Raw genomic sequence first — 20,970 nt, forward strand, 5'->3', positions numbered from 1 at the left:
TTTACTGCCGGGCAAGCCGACGATCTAACAGTGGCTGGGATAGCAGATTGCCGCAACTATCGGGAGCGACACCTTGGGCATATGAGGCCAGGAGTCAACGCATGCGATCGCTCTTGGTGTGAAGAATCAACCCGCCATGGAGCGCAGGCGAGCATCGCGCTCTGTAGGTGATTCATTCCGCAGTTCATTGATCACATCCTCCCGTGTCTTGCCTGGGCCTACCCTGGGCAGGGGACGCGGGTAGTTGCTTTCGCCGTAAGAGAGGCGACCTTGATGTATAGCAGCTTCGGCCTCCGCTTTGATTTGGGCCCGGCTTTTCTCACTCTTGAAGTGTTCCGAGTGAACGACTACACCAGCTTCATTGCTAGCGGGATGCTCGTATGCTGCTGAAGCGATCCCCGGCAGACCCAAGGTGGCCGCAATGGCCACTGCTACGATCAGGGATGAGAAGGAAGGGTGACGTCGAGTCATGGTGAAAGTCCTTATGGAGGTCAATAAAACTTGCATCTCCCCTGTCCATTTCAGGGGATGAGATGATGTGACCATGGTAGAAATACCTACCCAACAGAACCGAGACAGCACGGTGATATTTCTGTCAGTTTCTGTTGCCTTGGGTTCTATTGCGGTGGTGATGCGTACCAGGCCATCCGGAGTTATTGCTCGGAGCCACTTGACAAAACTGACCGTGTTTTTGCCCCCTCATTGGTGTGTTCGGTCAATCCCCACCCAATGCCTTGTAGAGATCAATCAGATTCCCTTCCGGTCGTGCCTGGGAAACCTCAATGTGAAGCGTGTCTGCCCTTGCGAAGAGCTGGCCATGACGCTACCGCCATGGGCTTGCGCAATGGCACGAGTGATGGCCAACCCTAGACCGCTTCCATCGGAGTCAGGGTGGGCTCGCGAGGGATCGGCGCGGTAAAAACGATCAAACAGCCGAGGCAAGACTTTGGGATCAATGTCTTGGCCTGTGTTCTCCACAGTCACTGAAGTGGCGTGCTCTGCGGTCGAGATAGTGATCGTGATTGCACCTGCATCCGGTGTATGGCGCAAGGCGTTGGACAGCAGGTTGCTCATCGCACGGCGGAACATCAGGCGATCCCCCTCAACGCTGCCCTCCCCATAGAGCTTGAGCTGGATGTGCTTTTCCTCTGCCACGGCATCGTAAAACTCAAGCAAGGCCTGCGCTTCCTGGCGTGCAGAAAACCACTCCTTGTGCGGCAAATCTACCCCACGCTCGGTCTTCGCCAGGAAGAGCATGTCAGACACCATGCGCGCCAGACGCTGAAACTCCTCAGCATTGGAGGCAAGGATGTCTCGGTACGTTGCGGCATCGCGCTTGGTCACCAGTGCGACCTGTGTCTGGGTCAGCAGATTGCTGATGGGCGTGCGCAACTCGTGTGCAAGATCCGATGAGAAATCAGTCAGCCGCTGAAAGTCATCCTGCAACCGATCCAGCATACCGTTGAGTTCCTGCGCCAGGTCAGCCATTTCCACTGGGACGGCTTCGACGGGCATACGCTCCGACAGCTTCTGACTGGTGACCACTGCTGCACGTGACTTCATTTCACGCAAAGGCGCCAGCCCTTGGCGCGCCGCGAACCAAGACAACAGACCGCACACGATGATGGCCGCAATCACATACAGCGCCAGACTGCTGCGCAGGCCACTCAGAAACTGTGTGTGGTGTTTGGTATCTGCAGCGATCAACACCTGTAGTGCTGACGGAGAGTAGGCAGGGGCAACTCCAAAGCTCAAGGTACGGAATTCGGCATCCTGGTAACGCCACATCCCAAAAGTCCCTTTTTCATCGGAGCGAAAGATGTTGCCGCTCTGTACATTGACACTGGATGCAGAAGATTGAAAGACGATCTCCCCACGGGCGTCCTTCACCAGAACATGAAGATCATGGTGATACCCCAAGGCATCGCTCAAGCGCCGGTGTGCATCATCCGCCGACTGGGCATTTCCAAGAATTTCCTCAATCAAATGCTGCTTGTCCTGCAAGGCCATCTGATCAAGCACGACGAAATGCCGCTCAGTCTCCACCAGGAATAGCCCGCCCAATCCAAGCACCACGGCAGCCGCCACCACGGTGAAGAAGAGCGTCAGGCGACGCGTCAACGAAAGCTTGCCCAACCGCGATTGCACCTACTCCTCCTCCGGCACGTCCAGCACGTAGCCCATGCCGCGCACAGTCTGGATGAGCTTGACTGCATGGCCTTCATCAATCTTCATGCGCAGGCGGCGCATCGCTACCTCGATCACGTTGGTGTCGCTGTCGAAATTCATGTCCCACACTTGCGACGCGATCAATGAACGGGGCAGCACTTCGCCGTGGCGGCGCATCAGCAATTCCAGCAGACCAAATTCCTTGGCGGTGAGATCGACACGTTTACCGTTTCTGGATACCCGGCGGCGCAGTAAATCCAGCTCCAGATCGGCCACTCGCAGGACGGTGCTTTCACTGACCGCAGGACCGCGCCGCAGGATGACCCGCACTCTGGCCAGAAGCTCCGCAAACGAGAACGGCTTGACAAGGTAGTCATCAGCCCCCAACTCCAGCCCTTTGACACGATCCTCCACCTGATCGCGCGCGGTCAAGAACAGGACTGGCATTTCCAGCCCTCGGTCACGAAGAGCCTGCAAGACCTTCCAGCCGTTCAGGCCGGGCAGCATGACATCCAGGATCACCAGGTCGTATTCGCCCTGCAGGGCCATATGCAAACCGTCCGCACCGTTGGGCACGAGATCTGAAACGTATCCAGCTTCGGTCAACCCCTGACGCAGGTACTCCCCCGTCTTGGGCTCGTCTTCGACGATCAATATTTTCAAGTGCGCGCTCCGTTCAGTGCTCTGGCGAGAGTTTGCCGAGTTTGATGCCCTCTGACATGAAGATAACAACAATGTAATGTTCAGCACATCTGCTCGAAAGGGTGGTCTCTCCAGAATCTCCACATCATGAGATCGAAGATTCTTTCCGAGGAGACTATGGTCATTCCCAATTCCCTGCCGCCCCTCAAGGCTCTGCTGCTTTGGACATTGGCGCTGTTTGCGGGAGCATCGTTCGCCCAAGCCTCCCCCGATACAGAAGCGCCCAAGCCTACAACACTGACGAAGCTGAGTTACTCGTCACCCTTCGAGACTTACCAGGGCTATGCGGATCAACCGGTGCAATCCTGGCGCAAAGCCAATGACCGTGTGGGTCAAATTGGCGGCTGGCGCGCCTATGCCAAGGAAGCCAAGACAGGGGATCCAGCACTCGACAAGGATGCGGCTCCCGCAGTTGACCCGCATTCGGGCCACCACGGTGGAGGCAAGCCATGACAGGCTTGCGTGTTATTCAGGCCAAGCGGGCTTTCTCCGCACTCGGGCTGGTGGTGCTGAGCGGATGTGCCAGCATCAGCTTGGATCAGAACATCGGCCGCGTCAATAACGAAGCCAGCAGCTTCACCGAGGGCCAACTCACGCTCGCTCGCACTCAAGATGAGCGCAACACGCGCGCACAAACCGCGCAAGCCTTTCTAGCTCAAGCTTTGGAACAGAAACACGCGGTCCAACTGGCCTTGGCAAACAGTCCGTCCTTGCAAGCTCTCCTGGCGCAAGGCTGGGCGGAATCCGCCGACGCCGCGCAGGTAGCCCGGATCGCCAACCCCATTTTCAGTTTTGAACGCATGGTCGCTGGCGATGAGCTGGAGCTGGGCCGTGCCTTGTCTTTTGGCTTGCTGGATCTGTTGACTCTTCCCGCGCGGCACGATGTGGCTACCCGGCGCATTGAACAATCGCAATTGCGTCTTACCAGCAATGTAGTGGATCAGATCACGGGTGTGCGTCAAGCGTGGGTGCGGGCCGTGGCCGCCCAGCAAAGGCTCGAATACGCCAGGCAAGTGTATGAAAGCGCGCAAGCAGGGGCCGAGTTGGCAAAGCGCATGCAGGCGGCGGGCAACTTCAACCGGATTACACGCGCTCGCGAGCAAGCTTTCTACGCCGATGCCGCCACTCGGCTGAGCGCCGCGCAGCACCAAGCTACGGCCAACCGAGAGGAGCTCGTGCGACTGCTGGGTTTGAATGAGGCACAGGAGCAAATGCTTCGTCTGCCTGAACGGTTGCCGGATCTTCCCAAGCAGCCATTGGAGCCGCAAGCCGTCGCGACGCAAGCGTCCCAGGCCCGCCTGGATGTCCGTCTGGCGCAGGCTGTGTTCGATGGTGCAGCAAAAGCCCAAGGGCTGAGCACGGTGACCAGTTTCACCGACATCGAACTGGAAGGGCGTCGCAACACCTCATTTGACCGCACTGAGGGCACGCGTTCGACTGCACGCGGCTGGGAAATCGCCGTGCGCCTGCCGATTTTCGACTGGGGTGGAATGCAGCGCGACGCGATGAATGCCCGCACTTTGGCTGCAGCCAACCAGCTCGAGGCCACCGTGCGTTCTGCGGGCTCCAATCTGCGCGAAAGCTACTCTGCCTATCGGACCGCCTACGACGTGGCGCTTCACTACCGCGATGAGGTCGTGCCATTGCGCAAAGTGATCTCGGAGGAGAACCAGCTTCGCTACAACGGCATGTTGATCAGTGTCTTTGAGCTATTGGCCGATGCTCGCGATCAGGTCAACGCGGTGGTCGCTGCGATCGATGCTCAACAGCAGTTCTGGTTGGCCGACGCTGCCATCCAGGCCTCCGTGATCGGCCGTCCCACCAATTCCAATCTGTCCGTTACCGCCAGCGCGCCCAGCGGCGGCGATGCAGGCCATTGATGCAGAAACATTCGCCATGACATCCAGAAGAGAGTTTTTCAAGTTTGCGGGCATCGCTGGCGGTGCGGTGGCAGCCAGCGCGGTGAATCGCGTATCGATGGCGGCCTTGCCAGAGCCCGTGATTCAGTCGAGTCCCAACACGATGGCCCCGCTGGTGCCCAACTCAGGACGTCCGTACAACCCGGTGGTCACACTCAACGGCTGGACGCTGCCGTGGCGGATGAACCAGGGCGTTAAAGAATTTCACTTGGTGGCCGAACCGGTAGTGCGCGAAATGGCGCCAGGTATGAAGGCCCATCTGTGGGGCTACAACGGCCAAAGTCCTGGGCCCACGATCGAAGTGGTGGAAGGTGATCGCGTACGCATTTTCGTCACCAACAAGTTGTCTGAACACACCAGCATCCACTGGCATGGCCAGCGTCTGCCCAACGGCATGGATGGCGTCTCGGGTCTCACGCAGCCAGCGATCCAGCCTGGCAAGACCTTTGTCTACGAATTCGTGGCGCGCCGACCCGGCACCTTCATGTATCACCCGCATGCAGACGAGATGGTGCAGATGGCCATGGGCATGATGGGCTTTTGGGTCACGCATCCCAAAGCCAGGCACCCTCTGATCGACGAGGTACAACGGGATTTCTGCTTCCTGCTCAGCGCCTATGACATCGAGCCAGGAGCTGCAACGCCAAAGGTCGCAGAAATGACGGACTTCAATCTATGGTCATGGAACAGCCGCATCTTTCCTGGCATTGACTCGTTGAACGTCCGCCTCGATGACAAGGTGCGCGTGCGCATCGGCAATCTCACCATGACCAATCATCCGATGCACTTGCATGGTCACGAGTTTTTGGTGACAGGCACCGATGGCGGACCTACGCCAAAAAGCACGCGCTGGCACGAAGTGACCACCGATGTAGCCGTGGGGCAAATGCGCCAGATCGAGTTCCTGGCTGACGAGGAAGGCGACTGGGCCTTCCACTGCCACAAAAGTCACCACACCATGAACGCCATGGGCCACGACATACCCACGCTCATTGGTGTGGACCACAGCGGTCTTGCCAAGAAGATCAACAAGCTCATCCCGGATTACATGGTCATGGGCGAACGCGGCATGGCGGACATGGCCGAGATGGAAATGCCGATCCCCGACAACACCGTGCCCATGATGACCGGCCAGGGGCCTTTTGGATCGGTTGAGATGGGCGGGATGTTCAGTGTGCTCAAGGTACGCAAGGATCAAAAACCCGGCGACTACAAGGATCCCGGTTGGTTCAAGCATCCTGAAGGTACGGTCGCCTATGAGTACACCGGCCCGACGGCCGAACCTGCGCGCTTCAGTGCCGAGGGTGGGCAATCCATGCCGCGCATGCACAAACCTTCTACGCCGACTGAAGTCAGGGCGCGCAAGCCCGTGCCACACGGCGAGCATTGACTTTTTCCCTTCAATTTTCAACTGGAGATCATCCATGAAGTTCGCGCCATCCATCAACCACCGCTTGCTCGGCGCAGCCTTGTTCGTCGCTTCCGGAGCCGTGGTAGCCAGCGGCAACCATGCAGGAGGTCACGGTGCCGTGGAAGAGACAGCCATCGGTAAACCCGGCATTGCCGCCAAGGTCAGTCGCAGCATCACCATCGAAATGAACGACAACATGCGCTACACGCCATCGAACATTCAGGTCAAACAAGGGGAGACGGTGCGCTTTATTGTCAAGAACGCCGGACAGGTCAAGCACGAACTCAGCCTTGGCACCGAGAAGGAGCTGCTGGAACATCTGGAGCAGATGAAAAAGTTCCCCGACATGGAACACGACGAACCAGGCAAAGTGACCCTACAGCCTGGCAAACAGGGCGAAATCATCTGGCAGTTCACCAAGGCGGGAGGCGTGAACTTTGCCTGCCTGATACCCGGTCACTACGAGGCCGGCATGAAGGGCGTCGTCCAGGTCGGCAAGCAGTAATACGCCCGTCAGAAGCCAACACCCCAAAAATCGTGCTGATCCAGAAGAACGGATCAGCAGATGTTTTCAATTCCTCGACGTGAGGCCATCATGAGCAACTTCAAGCAATTTCTTTCCATTTCCGCTTTCGCCCTGGGCATCTCGCTACCTATGAGCGGCTTTGCCCAGGCAACCACGGAATCAACCAAGGCGGAAGCATCTCAACATGCGTCCCTGACCGAAGGTGAAGTCAAGAAAGTCGATCTCGACAACGACAAGGTCACCATTAAACATGGAGACATCAGGCACTTGGACATGCCTGGAATGACCATGGTCTTTACCGCCAAGGACAAAAACCTGTTGACCAACCTGAAGCCGGGCGATAAGGTGAAGTTCATGGTCATCCATGAAGGCGGAAAAATGATGGTCACTGACATTCAGCCTGCCCGATAAAAGCCCACATGGCATCCCAGCCAGGGAGGCGACGGAAGCTGGTCAAGCGCTGCGATGAGTCCACAACGGTATCAGAAGCTTGACGTTGCCACTATGGGAAGGTCAAGAACTGAATCGACATTTCTAAAGGCAGTGACATGAACCACGATCGGCATCACCCAGGCGAACACGCGGGCTCGGGAAATGAAGCGTCCATGCAGCAGGACACGCTAAAAGATCCCGTATGCGGCATGCAAGTGAGCACCGAATCGCCCCATCATGCAACGCATGATGGCAGGCACTATTGGTTTTGTAGCACGCGTTGCCGAGACAAGTTCACCGCGGATCCCGTGCGCTTTACCGTGAGTGATCCGCAGGCCGAGAATGGTTCTGGCAGCGCCCATCATCCGGCACATTCTGTGCATCATCCGGATCGCCCGACCCACTCAGTACAAACGGCCACGTCGTCGGAAATGCCTGCTGACACGATCTATACCTGCCCCATGCACCCCGAAGTGCGGCAGGGCTTTCCAGGCCATTGCCCTAAGTGCGGCATGGCGCTGGAGCCCATCATTCCGCTGGAGGAGGAAGATGATAGCGAGTTGAAGGATTTTCAGCGGCGCTTTTGGTGGACGCTGCCGCTCACGCTGATCGTTTCCATTCTGGCTATGGCGGGTCATCGTCTAGGCTGGTTCTCCATGGCAACGCAAACCTGGGTCGAGTTGGTGCTTTCGCTTCCCGTGGTGCTGTGGACTGGCTGGCCCTTTTTCGTGCGAGGCTGGCAATCAATCGTACATCGCAGTCCGAACATGTGGACCTTGATTGGCTTAGGCTCAGGTGCGGCCTTCATCTACAGCATTGTTGCCACGGTGGCGCCGGGCGTATTTCCCGACTCGTTCATGTCGATGGGCCGTGTGGCCGTTTACTTTGAAGCGGCAGTGGTCATCATTTCCCTGACCATGCTGGGCCAGATCATCGAGCTGAAGGCGCGTTCCCAGACCTCAGCGGCTATCAAGTCCCTTCTAGGCCTTGTGCCTAAAACCGCGCGTCGCATCAATGCTGACGGCGGCGAAGAGGATGTGCCACTCAATCACGTGCACGTCGGCGACCTGCTGCGCGTGCGCCCGGGCGAGAAAATTCCCGTCGATGGCATCGTCACCGAAGGCGGCAGTGCAGTGGATGAATCCATGCTGACCGGCGAGCCTGTGCCCGTGACCAAGCGTGTCGGTGACCCGGTGATTGGGGCCACGTTGAACACCAGCGGCGCGCTGATCATGCAGTCCGAAAAAGTCGGTGCAGCCACGATGCTTTCGCAGATCGTGCAGATGGTTGCCTCGGCACAGCGATCCAAGGCCCCCATGCAGCGCATGGCCGATGTCGTGGCCGGCAAGTTCGTCATCGTGGTGGTGCTGATCGCCATCGCCACCTTCCTGGTTTGGGGCCTGGTCGGGCCGGAGCCGAGTTGGGTGTTCGGACTGATCAACGCAGTGGCAGTGCTGATCATTGCGTGTCCGTGTGCTCTGGGTCTGGCCACTCCTATGTCGGTCATGGTGGCCACCGGCCGGGCTGCCACGCAGGGTGTCCTGTTCCGCGATGCTGGCGCGATCGAGAAGATGCGCGAAGTGGATACCCTGATTGTGGACAAGACGGGCACGCTCACTGAAGGCAGGCCGGCGTTCGACACGGCCATTGCAGCCGCAGGCTTTACACCCGATGAAGTGCTGCGGCTGGCGGCGAGTCTTGATCAAGGCAGCGAGCACCCGCTGGCCGACGCCATCGTCAGTGCAGCGCGTGCCAAGGGGTTGCCACTGGTGAAGCCCGCCGATTTCGAGTCGGGCAGTGGTATTGGCGTGCGCGGAACGGTGGAGGGGCAGCGCCTGGCATTAGGCAACACGGCATTGATGGATCAGGAAGGTGTAGAGGTTTCGTCACTTCGAGCCGACGGGGAACGCCTGCGCAGCGAGGGGGCTAGCATCATGCACCTAGCCGTCGATGGCCGCTTTGCGGGAATTCTGGTGGTGACCGACCCCATCAAGGCAAGTACTCCGGAGGCTATCCGGACGCTGCACGCCAGCGGTTTGCGGATCGTGATGGCAACCGGCGATGGCCTCACGACCGCCAAGGCCGTGAGCGCCAAGCTGGGTATCGAAGAAGTGTATGGCGAGGTGAAGCCCGCCGACAAACTGGCACTGGTGGACAGGCTTCAAAAGGAAGGCCATGTGGTGGCCATGGCGGGAGACGGCATCAACGACGCTCCTGCATTGGCCAAGGCCGACGTGGGGGTTGCGATGGGAACCGGTACAGATGTGGCCATGAACAGTGGTCAAATCACCCTGATCAAAGGCGACCTGCGCGGCATCGCAGCAGCGCGCGAGGTCTCCATCGATACGGTGCGCAACATGCGGCAGAACCTGTTGTTCGCCTTTGTCTACAACGGCATTGGCATACCGATCGCGGCGGGTGTGCTCTACCCGTTCACCGGCTGGCTGCTGTCGCCCATGATCGCCGCGCTGGCGATGAGCTTGAGTTCAGCGTCAGTCATATTCAATGCGTTGCGCCTGCGTAGTTTGAAGTAAGTCCAGGGCGTGTTAACACGCCGTATTGACGCAGATGGCTGGCACCGTGACCTCAGCCACCCATTTGCCCATGACTCGCGAGTGGTTTATGGCCAATCCAGAAATATGATGGCGATCATAAACTGCTAAAGTTGCGACATGGCCTCCAAACAGTCTCGCAGCGAAACCAGCCACGAACGCATCGTGGAGGTGGCTGCACGTACGCTGCGGCGCAATGGCTACAGCGGGGTGGGCGTCGCTGATGTGATGAAACAGGCAGGCCTGACGCACGGGGGTTTCTATGCCCACTTCAAATCTCGCGACGCCCTCCTGGCAGAGGCGCTCGAACGCGCCGGGCGTGACAGCGCCGCAGTGATGAACAGGCGCATCGATACCAGCCGCGAGCGTGGTCAAAGTCCATTTCGAGCGCTTGTTGAAGGCTATCTTTCCGAGAACCATCTCAGTCGCGTTGAAGAGGGGTGCGTGGTAGCAGCCTTGGGTTCGGAGATGCCTCGCCAATCGCCTGAATTGCTCGCCCTATCGACACGCCGGGTGCACAGTCTTATTGAAATGATCCAGCGCGCGTTGCCAGAAGGCAGCGCACCTGAGCAAGGCATGGTCATAGCCGCCACCATGGTCGGCACCTTGCAGTTGGCACGCACGATGGGGGCCAACGAGCAAGGCAAGGCCATGCTTGCCACCACCCGCCATGCGCTGCTGTCGCAGTACGACTCTGCTTGAGCCCTTGTCACATGTCGCACATGTCCCTTTTTTTTCCCATAAATATGATCACCATCATATTTATGACCCTTTCTCTCAAAGAAGAAACCCATGAAACTAGCTAACGCCACCGTTCTCATTACCGGCGCCAACCGCGGCCTCGGTCTGGCTTTCGCCCGCGAGGCACTGGCTCGCGGCGCTCGCAAGGTCTATGCCGCAGCGCGGGATCCTTCGAGTGTGACGCTGCCCGGCGTGGTGCCCATCCGACTTGATGTGACGAATCCTGAGGACGTTGCCGCTGCTGCGCGCGACTATCCCGACGTGACGCTGCTTATCAACAACGCCGGCATCGCAGCCACCGGTGGATTTCTGGAGGACAGCAGCGTGGAGTCGGCCCAGCGCCACTTCGACACCAACGTCTTCGGCCCCATGCGCCTGACCCAAGCCTTTGCGCCCGTGCTTGCCGCGCATGGTGGTGGTGCCATCCTGAATGTGCTGTCGATCGCCAGCTGGATCAACGCGCCCATGTTGGGCGTCTACGGCATGAGCAAGTCGGCGGCGTGGGCGATGACCAACGGCACACGCATCGAGTTGCAAGACCAGCACACGCAGGTGATGGCACTGCACGTCGGCTTCATAGACACCGATCTGACGCGCGGCATGGATGTTCCCAAACTGGCACCCGATGACGTGGTCCGATCGGCGCTGGATGCGCTGGAAGCTGGTGCCAGCGAAGTGCTTGCCGACGAATTGACGCGGCGCGTTCATGCGGGGCTCTCGGCCAATCCAGCGGTTTACTTGCAAGCGGTGAAACGGTAGGCACGCCATGTCCGCTACGACTGCACCTGGGACGGTAACCCCCAGCACCAGACCACATGCTTCTGCCTGGCCGGTCTTCTGGATCGCAAGCATTGCTGTGTTTCTGGTGTCGCTGGACACCACGATGCTGTTCGCTGCGTTTCGGGCCCTGCAAGCAGGATTTCCCGGGACGTCTGCGGCAGACATGTCATGGGTTCTGAATGCGTATACCGTCGTTTATGCGGCCATGCTGATCCCCGCCGGCGGATTGGCGGATAGCTATGGCCGCAAAAAGGTGTTCATGCTCGGCGTCACGCTGTTTCTCGCAGCATCAGCTGCCTGCGGGCTATCGGGTACCGTGGAGTGGTTGATTGCAGCACGCGTAGCGCAGGCGATTGGCGCTGCGATGTTGACGCCCGCCTCGCTGTCCATCGTGCTCGATGCTTTTCCGGACAGCAAACGTGCCGTTGCAGTCAGTATGTGGGGCGCTGTCGGCGGCCTTGCGGCGGCGATCGGGCCAAGCGTGGGCTCGTTTATTGTCGACGCGATAGGCTGGCAGTGGGCCTTCTACCTGAACCTGCCGCTAGGGGCACTATCCCTCTGGCGTGGTGCTGCGCTGTTGCGGGAAGCAAAGAAACCTGAGAGCCGACGTACTGTCGATACCGTCGGGATGGGTTTGCTGATCGTCGGCGTCGGTGCGCTCGCACTGAGCATCGTGCAGTCGGAATCTCCGCATTGGAGCTCGACCGAGTTGCTGGCCGCTGCCAGCACAGGTGTCATGGCACTGATCGCCTTCGTGCTGTGGGCTCGCGTGGCGCCCGCGCCGCTCGTTGACCTGCGGCTCTTCAAGAACCGTACCTACACCTTCGTGAATCTGGCAACCCTCGCCTTCGGCATCGCCTTCTCGATGATGTTCTTCGGGTTCTTTTTCTATATGACCGAAGTCTGGCACTACACGCTGCCGCAAGCTGGCCTGGCCATTACACCGGGGCCTTTGCTGGTCATTCCGTTTGCGATCATCACCGGCCGCTTGGCGAGCCGGTTCGGGCACAGGCCCTTCCTGGTTGGCGGCGGGTTTATTTATGCCTGCAGCGGGCTGTGGTTTTTGCTCGTTCCGGGCGAACAACCGGCGTACTTGACGCATTGGTTACCTGGATTGTTCCTGTCCGGCATTGGCGTAGGCATGGTGTTGCCATCGCTATCGGCCGCTGCCGTGAACCGCTTGCCAGCTGACCAGTACGCCGTGGGCAGTGCTGTGAACCAGGCGACACGTCAGATTGGCTCGGTCATGGGCGTGGCGATCACTGTGCTGATGCTCGGTCACGCAGGGTTGACCCACCAGAGCTTCGTGCCGCTCTATGTCTGTCACGCATCGCTGGCGCTGTTGACCGCCCTTCTGTGCTTGCCGGTCAATACCAAGCCACAAAAAATCACTTAAGGCGCTGCTCGCCATTCGCCTACGGAAGCCGAGCTTCCCCAGGTTTACCTCCAGGAGTTTTTCATGAAAGCCGTCATCTCCGCCTACGCCCGTTCGCCCTTTCACTTCGCCAAGAAAGGCCGCCTCACTGAAGTACGCCCGGACACCCTGGCCGCCGGGGTCGTTCGCGGCCTCTTACAGCGCGCTCAGCTGGACCCCGCACTGCTCGAGGACCTGATTCTGGGCTGCGCATACCCCGAGGCCTCTCAGGGCAATAACCTGGCGCGCATCGTGGGACTCCTGGCAGGATTGCCACATGAAGTGGGCGGCATGACGGTCAATCGTTTCTGCGGCTCCTCAATGCAGGCGGTGCACATCGCGGCGGCGCAGATCGAAGCCGGTATGGGAGAGGCCTTCCTTTGCGTGGGCGTGGAGTCCATGACCATGGTGCCGCAAGGGGGGTTCAATTTCTCACCGAATCCCGAGCTGCAAAGCCAAACGGACGCCTATATTTCGATGGGCGAGACCGCTGAAAATGTGGCGCAACGCTGGAACGTGAGCCGCGCCGACCAGGAAGCGTTCGCGGTTGATTCGCACCGCAAAGCCGCGCAAGCGCGCGCTGAAGGTCGTCTCGTAGACGAAATCGTGCCAGTGCGCCTGGCGTCGGGTGAAGTGGTGGACGCCGATGGTTGCATTCGGCCGACGACGTCGGCCGAAGCGCTGGCGGGCCTCAAGCCGGCCTTCCGCCCTGACGGCGTGGTAACGGCTGGCACTTCTTCGCCTCTTACCGATGGCGCTGCTGCAGTTCTTGTCACCAGCGATGCCTTTGCCACGAAGTACAAGTTGCAGGCGCTCGCACGCATCCGCTCCTTCGCGACCGTGGGGGTGGATCCGGCCATCATGGGCATAGGCCCCATCCCCGCAACGCGCAAGGCGCTTGCACGTGCCGGGCTGAGCGCAGCAGATCTTGATGTGATCGAGATCAACGAGGCGTTTTCATCGCAGGCCTTGGCCAGTATCCGCGATCTGGGTCTGGACCCTGCCAAAGTCAATCTCGACGGTGGTGGCCTTGCCATTGGTCATCCGCTGGGCGCGACCGGCGCGCGAATAACGGGGAAGGCAGCGTCATTGCTGGCACGCGAGAAAGGCCGCTACGCACTGGCCACTCAATGCATTGGCGGCGGGCAAGGGATCGCGACTATTCTCGAGCGCGTCTGAAACAGACCAAGCTTAGCGAAGGTCGCGCGGCATGGCCCGAGACCGAAGTTTCAAGAAACAAGGCGGCGTCTTCCCGGGCCCAATTGGAGATCCACAACCGGGAATACCGCTCTGCCAGCCCCATGTAAAAAGCCCCCTAGAAGGGGGCTCGTGGACCACACACGGTGGAAGCGCGTAGGCGCTTAGGCCTCTACCGCGTGGACACTCTTTAGCGTACGACGCCGAGCGTCGCCAATGCAGCGCGGCGAAGCTCAAGCGCTTGCACGGGGTCCGATCCAGCAGCAGCGTCAGCGCGCTCCATCAACTGGGCGGTCACACCGTTGGAAGAAACACCGTCCGTGCGCGGTGTGCGCATGACAGCACGCAAGAAATCGGTAACAGAATTAAACATGATGACTTGCCCTATCTAAGGGCACCTTGAAAAGTCGGCTAGGCCGAGGAAACTCTATTGTAAGTATCCAGCAAGGGTTTACCCTAGGGGCGGCACTCTAACCGAGATATCTGATGGCTTTTGGCCACAGGTTTGCTTTTAAGGCAGGCCTGACGAATGCAACATTGAGGAAAGCACCTGCGGGGAACGCTGGTGAAGGGCTCAGTCACTAGATTCCGTTCAGGTGGCATGCCGACACCCGGCCGGGTGCGACGGTCTTCAAGGTCGGAGTCTGCTCGCTACAGACAGGCATCGCATGAGGGCATCTCGGATGGAAATGGCAGCCGGAGGGTGGGTTCAGTGGTGAGGGGATTTCGCCGCGGATAGGCTCAAAAGTCCGCTTTTTCGGCTCCAGCTTGCCCACGTCGGCCAGCAGCGCCCGTGTATAGGGGTGATTCGGCCCCGCAAACAGCTCGTCGACAGGTCCACTCTCGACCACCCGGCCAAGGTACATGATCACGATACGGTCGCTGATGTGCTCGACAACGCTCAGGTCGTGGCTGATGAACAGGTAAGTCAGGTTGAGCGCGTGCCGCAGTTCCATGAAAAGGTTGAGAACCTGCGCCTGGATGGAAACATCCAGTGCTGCAACCGACTCATCACAGACCAGGAACTCGGGCTGCACCGCCAGCGCACGCGCTATCCCCACCCGGGCCCGTTGGCCGCCGGAGAACTGGTGCGGAAAGCGCCGCATCACCGCAGGGTCCAAGCCCACGCGGGCCAGCTGCTCGCTCACGTAGTCAACTTTATCTGCCTTGGGCACCAGGCCATGCACGACAGGCGCCTCCCCGACGATATCCGCCACCCGCATGCGAGGGTTGAGCGACGCATAGGGGTCCTGAAACACCAGCTGCATCTTCAACTGCTGCCGGCGTGCCTCGGCTGAGTCCAGGCCGGCCAGGGATCGCCCCTGCCATAGCCGCTCGCCCTGCGTCAGCGGCAGCAAACCGACGGCCATGCGTCCGAGCGTGGATTTGCCGCAGCCCGACTCGCCAACCAGCCCCACGACTTCCCCGCGGTGGATTTGCAGATCGACCGAATCAACCGCATGCACCACTTCTTCTCGCGCGCGAGCACCCAGCCTGATAGCGATCTTCGCAGCGGTGTCCAGTGTTTTGACAAACCGTTTGGAAACTGACCTCAGCTCCAGCAGGGGCACGGACTCATTCATGCTGGCTCCCCCGGGTGCAGCGGACGGTGGCAACGCACTGATTGCGGATGAACCTCCGCATCGCTGCCAACAATCTGGGTTTCTGGGAGGGTGGCGCAGCGGTCAAAGGCTTGAGAGCAACGGTCTCGAAACGCACAGCCCGGAGAAAGGTTCAATAGTGAGGGCGTCATTCCTGGGATTTGCCGCAACGGTTGGCCTCGCACGTTGCGTGAAGGCACCGAGTCCAGCAGGCCTTGGGTGTAAGGGTGGGCGGAATGGTTCAGCACGGCTTCGGTGGTGCCCTGCTCCACAATGCGGCCCGCATACATCACGCAAATACGGTCCGCCAGGCCAGCCACGACCGACAGGTCGTGCGTGATCCAGATCAGGGCGGTGCCCGAGTCGCGTGCCAGTCGCTGCACCTCCGACAGGATCTGCCCCTGAATCGTGACGTCCAGCGCCGTTGTCGGTTCGTCGGCGATGATCAAATCAGGCCCATTCAACAGAGCGATCGCAATCGCCACGCGTTGCCGCATGCCACCGGAAAACTGATGGGGATAGGAGCGCAGTCGTTCGTCTGGTGAGGCGATCCCCACCTTGGTCAGCACCTCCCTCGCGCGCGCCAGCGCAGCCTGGCGGCTGACCTTCTCGTGCGCGAGCACCGCCTCGATCATCTGCACATCCACTCGCAGCACGGGATTGAGTGTCATCATGGGGTCCTGAAAGACCATGGCGATGCGCCCGCCCCGCAACCGGCGCATCGCCTCAGGCGCCAGCGTCCGCAGGTCACGCCCGTCAAACATGATCCGGCCCGATACGATCCGCCCTGGCGGATCAATCAGGCCCATGATGGAATAGCCGGTCATCGACTTGCCCGAGCCCGATTCGCCCACCAGACCCAGTACTTCGCCCCGGTCAAGACTGAAGGACACATCTTCCACCGCCTTGACCACCCCGGCTTTGGTGAAGAAGTGGGTCGACAGACCCGCAATGTCCAGAAGAGGTGTGCTCATTTCAGCAGGCGCGGGTTAAGCACATCGCGCAGCTGGTCCGCCACGAGATTAATGCTGAAGATGGTCAGCAGCAGGGCGATGCCAGGAAAAAAACTGATCCAGTAGGTACCCGAGAGCAGGTATTGGTATCCGTTGGCTATAAGCAGGCCGAGCGAAGGTTCCGTGATCGGCAGGCCGAGGCCAAGAAACGACAGTGTCGCCTCCAGTGCGATGGCAGCGGCGATCTGCACCGTGGCCACTACCATCATCGGCGGCAGGCAGTTAGGCAGCAGGTGGCGAAGCACGATGCGCCAGGCGGGGAGCGCCAGGCAACGTGCCGCCTCCACATACTCCTTGTCTTTCTCCACCAGCGCCGCGCCGCGTACGGTGCGGGCATAGTAAGCCCATTGCACGATCACCAGCGCGGCGATCACCTTGCCCGTACCCTGCCCCAGCATGGCGATCAGGATCAACGCGATCAAGATGGCGGGGAAGGACAGCTGCATATCCACCAGCCGCATCAGCAGCATGTCGGTGCGACCGCCCACGTAGGCGGCAAGCATGCCAAGCACCAAGCCGATCAGCAACGCCAGCGCCGTGCTGATCACCCCCACGGCCAGGCTGATGCGCAGGCCGTAGAGAATGCCCGAGAGCATGTCGCGGCCTTGATCGTCGGTGCCTAGCCAAAACGTACCACCAGCGGGGTTGGGCGTGCCCGGCGCGAGCCGGCTGGACATCACGTCCAACTGCGCCAGGTCATACGGGTTTTGAGGTGATATGAGGGGCGCGAGCAGCGCCGCAACAATCAACAAAAGCAACAGGCCAGCCCCGAAGAGCGCCAGTCGATTGCCGCAGAAGTCCTGAACGACGCGCATGAATGGCGTTTGCGCGGGAGCAAGTTGGACGGGCGCGTTCATCAGCGGGCCTGTGCCAGGCGAACGCGAGGGTCCAGTGCTGAATAGAGCACGTCCACAAGCAGATTGATCAGGATGAACAGCGCGACAATCACCATCAGGTAGGCCACGATCACCGGCCGGTCCAGTTGGCCGATGGAGTCCAGCAGCAGCTTGCCCATGCCGGGCCAGGCAAAAACGCTCTCAGTGACAATGGCAAACGCGATGACCGAGCCGAACTCCAGTCCGATGACGGTCACGATGGGAATTAGGATGTTGCGCAGTACATGAACGCCTATGACCCGCGTGTTGCGCAAGCCCTTGGCTCTTGCGAACTTCACATAGTCTTGCAACAAGGCCTCGCGTGCCCCGCTGCGTGTGAGGCGAATCAGCAAGGCAATCTTGAAGATGGCCAGATTCAAGGCTGGCAGCAACAGGTGGCTCCACCCCTCCACGGACAGGAAGGAAACCGGCACTCCAAACAGGAGCGTGGTCGGTCCTCTGCCGCTGGAGGGCAGCCAGCCGAGCATCACAGAGAACAGCATGATCAGCATCAGCCCCACCCAGAAAGTAGGTAGCGAGAACCCGAGGATGGAGCCAGCCATGATGCCGCGCCCACTTACGCTGTCTGGCTTCAACCCGGCCCACAGTCCCAGCGGAATCCCGATCACCACGGCAATCAGCATCGCTACCGAGGCCAACTCCAGCGTTGCCGGCAGGCGCTCGAGAATCAGTTGCAGCGCGGGTGATCCGTAGACGAAGGAGTTGCCGAGGTCAGCGCGCCAGATCCCGGACAGGAATGCTCCGTACTGCTCCGGCAGCGACTTGTCAAGGCCAAGCGCTGTGATGGCCAGCTCTCGCTCATTCTGAGTGGCCAGAGGGCTGATCAATGTGTCGATGGGGTTGCCAATGGCATACACGCCCACAAACACGACGAGGGACATGAAGAACAGAACAAAGACGCTCTGGCCTGCGCGCCGCAGGATCAAGGCGATCATGGGAGCGCAGTAGCGGGTGTGATCTCAAAAATGGCATCGACTTCCACCACCGCGTCGAAAGCCAGCGAGGCCACGCCGACGGTCGCCCGGGTATGGCGGCCTTGCTCTCCGAACACTTCGTGCATCAGCTCCGAGCACCCGTTCATGGCGGTCGCATGGTCATAACAATCAGGGACGGTGCTGACAAAACCCGTCATGCGCAGGCAGCGCACCACGCGGTTGAGCGTACCGCCGCAGGCTTGGTGAACATGAGCCAAAACGTTCAGCCCGCACAGACGAGCGGCCGTCTTGCCGTCGTCCAGGCTGGCCGCGCCACCCAGCTTACCCTTGTGCAACAGTTGCCCTTTCCAGAAACCCAGTTGGCCGGAAATAAAAAGCTGATTGCCGGAGATCAGGGTGGGTACGTAACTGAACGAAGGCGCGGCAGGAGCGGGCAGTTCGATCCCCAGTTCAATGAGGCGGCGGTCAAAATCGGTAGTGTTCATCTGTCATCAAGGTGGTAGAGAGGCACGGAGGTGTTCCGTACTACACGCCGAACGGCGAAGCTGGTTTTGATTCGCATCACCCCGGGAATCTGGCTGAGGTTGTCCTGCAAGAACTGTTGGATCGCATCCATGTCTTGCGCCACGACGTGGAGCAGGTAGTCCCAGTCGCCGGTCATGACGTAGCACGCCAGAACTTCAGGAAAACACCTGATGGTGGCTTCCACGGGATCCATCACACTCTTGCCCTGTGCGCTAAGCTGCACGTTGATGAACGCCTCCACGCCGAGGTTGACCTTTCTCTTGTCAACCAGTGCGACGTAGGCCTCAATCACGCCCGCTTTTTCCAGAGCCTGGACCCGACGCAGGCACGGCGCAGGCGACAGGCCGACGGCCTGCGCAAGCTCCACATTGGAGATACGAGAGTTCTTCTGCAATGCCTCCAGGATGTGACGGTCGATCCGGTCGAATATGAGGCGCTTGGCGTTATCCATCATTGGCAGTAGGTACTAATAACAGCCAATCAGCATACCTCGCGCGCCATCAAACACCTATTTAGGCATGAACTGTTGGCTCAGGGTGTACTCGTCCGTTCGAGCAACATAGGCAACGCCCTTGCGAGTAGCCCAACTCGTCGCCTGTTGATGAATCGGCACCACGGCCGTGTCCTTGCGCACCGTCCGGATCATGTCCTTGAGCAGGTCTTCGCGCTTTTTCTCGTCCAGAGTGCGCAGCGCTTCTTCCAGCGCGTTGTCCAGTTGTGCATTGGAGTAGCGGCCCCAGTTGAAAGCGCCCATGCCCTTGTCCTTGTTAAAGGTCGTGATGAGCGCGCGCATAGGTGATGACGCTTCGGCACTGCTGGCGCCCCACCCGAGCATCACCATGCTGAACTCAAGTTTGCTGGCGCGGCCAACATACACCGAGAAGGGCATGGCCTCCACCTTCGACTGGATACCGATCTGCGTGAGCATCTGTGCAACGGCCTGCGTGATTCGCGAGTCATTCACGAATCGGTTGTTGGGCGCGTGCAGTGTGATGCCAAAGCCGTTCGGATAGCCTGCTTCCGCCAGCAGCTTTTTCGCGCCAGCTGGATCATAGGGTTCCACCTGAACGTCGGCTGCGTGGCCGAAGATCGAGGGCGGCACCAGGTTGCCAGTAGGTAAAGAAAGTCCCTCCATCACGCGATCGGAGATAGCCTGACGATTGATTGCCTTGGAGATGGCCAGCCTCACGCGTGCATCCTTCAGGGGATTCTTGGCCAGCGGCTTGCCTGCCTTGTCCGTGACGAAAGGCGAGACATCGCGCTCCTGGTCGAGCAGGAACATGATCGTGCGGTGTGACACCTTGTGGAACACTTCGAAGCTCTTGTTCTGATTCAGCTTGCCATAGTCGGCAGAAGGCACGTTCTCGATCGCATCCACTTCACCCGAAAGCAGTGCGGCCATGCGCGATGCGTCGTTCGTGATGATGCGAATAGTGGCCTTCTCCCAGGCAGGCTTGGTGCCCCAGTAGGCATCATTGCGAGCAAGCATCACTCGGTCACCGCGAGCGAAGCTGACAAACTTGAAGGGGCCCGTTCCAATCATGCCCTTGCCCTGGTCAAAATCCGGCGTCTTGAAGTCGGCTGTAGCTTTCTGCGAAACGATGTAGACAGCGCTCAGGTCGTTCGGCAACAACGGATAGGGGCTCGCGGTCTTGATGCGCACCTTGTCGGCGCCCACTGCCACGGCTTCGGTGATGGCTTTGGTGTAGGTCGTGAACGGGGCCGGGCTGGTGGTCAGCGTAGCAGGCCGTTGCAGAGAGTACACCACGTCCGCAGCGGTGAAGTCGCTGCCGTTATGGAACTTCACACCAGGGCGCAGCGTGAATTCCCAAGTGGTGGCATCCACCGGCTTCCAGGCAGTGGCCAGACCAGGGACCAGCCGAGAATCGGAGTCCTTGGCCACCAGGGTCTCAAACACGTGCTCCATCACGTTGTTGTTCGGAAAGATGTTCCCATAGTGAGGATCCATCGATGTCACCTCCCCACTGACAGCGACCTTGAACTCGGCAGCCTGGCTAGCCAGTGGGCCATAGGCAAGCCCCACCACCACCAACGCGGCGACTCCGGCGCGCAAGCGGGAAAAGATCATGGACATGGGGACGGCTCCTCAGAAGTTTCAGATTGGCTGATCGATGTATCCGAAAAAAATTGTACGTG

General features: G+C 59.7%; 21 protein-coding genes. 10 read left to right on the forward strand and 11 right to left on the reverse strand.

The window, feature by feature from the left end; translation table 11 throughout:
- Window positions 1–126: 126 nt before the first annotated feature.
- The 3 genes from ABIE13_RS16285 to ABIE13_RS16295 all read right to left on the reverse strand — a co-directional run bounded on the left by ABIE13_RS16285 (window position 127) and on the right by ABIE13_RS16295 (window position 2,832).
- Entirely contained in the window at window positions 127–471 is a 345-nt protein-coding gene (locus tag ABIE13_RS16285; RefSeq protein WP_354445289.1) for a DUF4148 domain-containing protein, read from the reverse strand.
- A 276-nt stretch (window positions 472–747) separates the two neighbouring features.
- On the reverse strand, window positions 748–2,148 hold the full coding sequence (locus ABIE13_RS16290; protein ID WP_354445291.1) for a heavy metal sensor histidine kinase: 1,401 nt from the start codon (window positions 2,146–2,148) through the stop codon (window positions 748–750).
- Window positions 2,149–2,832: a heavy metal response regulator transcription factor gene (locus ABIE13_RS16295; RefSeq protein WP_354445293.1), complete on the reverse strand. Its 684-nt coding sequence runs from the start codon at window positions 2,830–2,832 to the stop codon at window positions 2,149–2,151.
- Window positions 2,833–2,958: 126 nt separating this feature from the next.
- Between ABIE13_RS16295 and ABIE13_RS16300 the strand changes: the two genes are divergently transcribed.
- The 10 genes from ABIE13_RS16300 to ABIE13_RS16345 all read left to right on the forward strand — a co-directional run bounded on the left by ABIE13_RS16300 (window position 2,959) and on the right by ABIE13_RS16345 (window position 13,825).
- Complete coding sequence (locus ABIE13_RS16300) at window positions 2,959–3,324, forward strand: hypothetical protein (RefSeq protein ID WP_354445295.1); 366 nt, start codon at window positions 2,959–2,961, stop codon at window positions 3,322–3,324.
- A complete protein-coding gene (locus ABIE13_RS16305) occupies window positions 3,321–4,751 on the forward strand; it encodes a TolC family protein (RefSeq protein WP_354445297.1) in 1,431 nt (476 codons plus the stop codon). Before ABIE13_RS16300 ends, ABIE13_RS16305 begins: the two co-directional genes overlap by 4 nt.
- 16 nt (window positions 4,752–4,767) lie before the next feature.
- Window positions 4,768–6,180 carry a multicopper oxidase family protein gene (locus ABIE13_RS16310; protein ID WP_354445299.1) on the forward strand — a complete coding sequence of 471 codons (1,413 nt, stop codon included), beginning with the start codon at window positions 4,768–4,770 and terminating at the stop codon, window positions 6,178–6,180.
- Between the two features lie 34 nt (window positions 6,181–6,214).
- A complete protein-coding gene (locus tag ABIE13_RS16315; protein ID WP_354445301.1) occupies window positions 6,215–6,706 on the forward strand; it encodes a cupredoxin domain-containing protein in 492 nt (163 codons plus the stop codon).
- 90 nt (window positions 6,707–6,796) lie between these two features.
- On the forward strand, window positions 6,797–7,138 hold the full coding sequence (locus ABIE13_RS16320) for a copper-binding protein (protein ID WP_354445615.1): 342 nt from the start codon (window positions 6,797–6,799) through the stop codon (window positions 7,136–7,138).
- A gap of 137 nt (window positions 7,139–7,275) precedes the next feature.
- Complete coding sequence (locus tag ABIE13_RS16325; protein ID WP_436278427.1) at window positions 7,276–9,693, forward strand: heavy metal translocating P-type ATPase; 2,418 nt, start codon at window positions 7,276–7,278, stop codon at window positions 9,691–9,693.
- Between the two features lie 138 nt (window positions 9,694–9,831).
- A complete protein-coding gene (locus ABIE13_RS16330) occupies window positions 9,832–10,413 on the forward strand; it encodes a TetR/AcrR family transcriptional regulator (RefSeq protein WP_354445303.1) in 582 nt (193 codons plus the stop codon).
- Between the two features lie 90 nt (window positions 10,414–10,503).
- Entirely contained in the window at window positions 10,504–11,211 is a 708-nt protein-coding gene (locus ABIE13_RS16335; protein WP_354445305.1) for an SDR family oxidoreductase, read from the forward strand.
- Window positions 11,212–11,218: 7 nt separating this feature from the next.
- A complete protein-coding gene (locus ABIE13_RS16340; RefSeq protein ID WP_354445307.1) occupies window positions 11,219–12,628 on the forward strand; it encodes a DHA2 family efflux MFS transporter permease subunit in 1,410 nt (469 codons plus the stop codon).
- 63 nt (window positions 12,629–12,691) lie between these two features.
- On the forward strand, window positions 12,692–13,825 hold the full coding sequence (locus tag ABIE13_RS16345; protein WP_354445309.1) for a thiolase family protein: 1,134 nt from the start codon (window positions 12,692–12,694) through the stop codon (window positions 13,823–13,825).
- Between the two features lie 208 nt (window positions 13,826–14,033).
- Here ABIE13_RS16345 and ABIE13_RS16350 read toward each other — a convergent pair whose 3' ends face one another.
- The 8 genes from ABIE13_RS16350 to ABIE13_RS16385 form a co-directional block, all read right to left on the reverse strand.
- Complete coding sequence (locus ABIE13_RS16350) at window positions 14,034–14,216, reverse strand: hypothetical protein (protein ID WP_354445311.1); 183 nt, start codon at window positions 14,214–14,216, stop codon at window positions 14,034–14,036.
- 208 nt (window positions 14,217–14,424) lie between these two features.
- Window positions 14,425–15,426 carry an ABC transporter ATP-binding protein gene (locus ABIE13_RS16355; RefSeq protein WP_354445313.1) on the reverse strand — a complete coding sequence of 334 codons (1,002 nt, stop codon included), beginning with the start codon at window positions 15,424–15,426 and terminating at the stop codon, window positions 14,425–14,427.
- Complete coding sequence (locus tag ABIE13_RS16360) at window positions 15,423–16,418, reverse strand: ABC transporter ATP-binding protein (RefSeq protein ID WP_354445315.1); 996 nt, start codon at window positions 16,416–16,418, stop codon at window positions 15,423–15,425. The genes ABIE13_RS16355 and ABIE13_RS16360 overlap by 4 nt, the downstream gene beginning before the upstream one ends.
- Window positions 16,415–17,314 (reverse strand): ABC transporter permease, encoded by a 900-nt coding sequence (locus tag ABIE13_RS16365; RefSeq protein ID WP_354445317.1) that lies wholly within the window; start codon window positions 17,312–17,314, stop codon window positions 16,415–16,417. Before ABIE13_RS16365 ends, ABIE13_RS16360 begins: the two co-directional genes overlap by 4 nt.
- A complete protein-coding gene (locus ABIE13_RS16370) occupies window positions 17,314–18,288 on the reverse strand; it encodes an ABC transporter permease (protein WP_354445319.1) in 975 nt (324 codons plus the stop codon). The genes ABIE13_RS16365 and ABIE13_RS16370 overlap by 1 nt, the downstream gene beginning before the upstream one ends.
- Window positions 18,285–18,773, reverse strand: a complete 489-nt coding sequence (locus ABIE13_RS16375; RefSeq protein WP_354445321.1) for a RidA family protein — start codon at window positions 18,771–18,773, stop codon at window positions 18,285–18,287. Before ABIE13_RS16375 ends, ABIE13_RS16370 begins: the two co-directional genes overlap by 4 nt.
- Window positions 18,770–19,267 carry an Lrp/AsnC family transcriptional regulator gene (locus tag ABIE13_RS16380; protein WP_354445323.1) on the reverse strand — a complete coding sequence of 166 codons (498 nt, stop codon included), beginning with the start codon at window positions 19,265–19,267 and terminating at the stop codon, window positions 18,770–18,772. Before ABIE13_RS16380 ends, ABIE13_RS16375 begins: the two co-directional genes overlap by 4 nt.
- A 54-nt stretch (window positions 19,268–19,321) precedes the next feature.
- A complete protein-coding gene (locus ABIE13_RS16385) occupies window positions 19,322–20,908 on the reverse strand; it encodes an ABC transporter substrate-binding protein (RefSeq protein WP_354445325.1) in 1,587 nt (528 codons plus the stop codon).
- Window positions 20,909–20,970: the final 62 nt, after the last annotated feature.

The sequence above is a fragment of the Ottowia thiooxydans genome (genome assembly GCF_040548795.1).
In the GTDB taxonomy this organism is placed as follows: Bacteria; Pseudomonadota; Gammaproteobacteria; order Burkholderiales; family Burkholderiaceae_C; genus Ottowia; species Ottowia thiooxydans_A.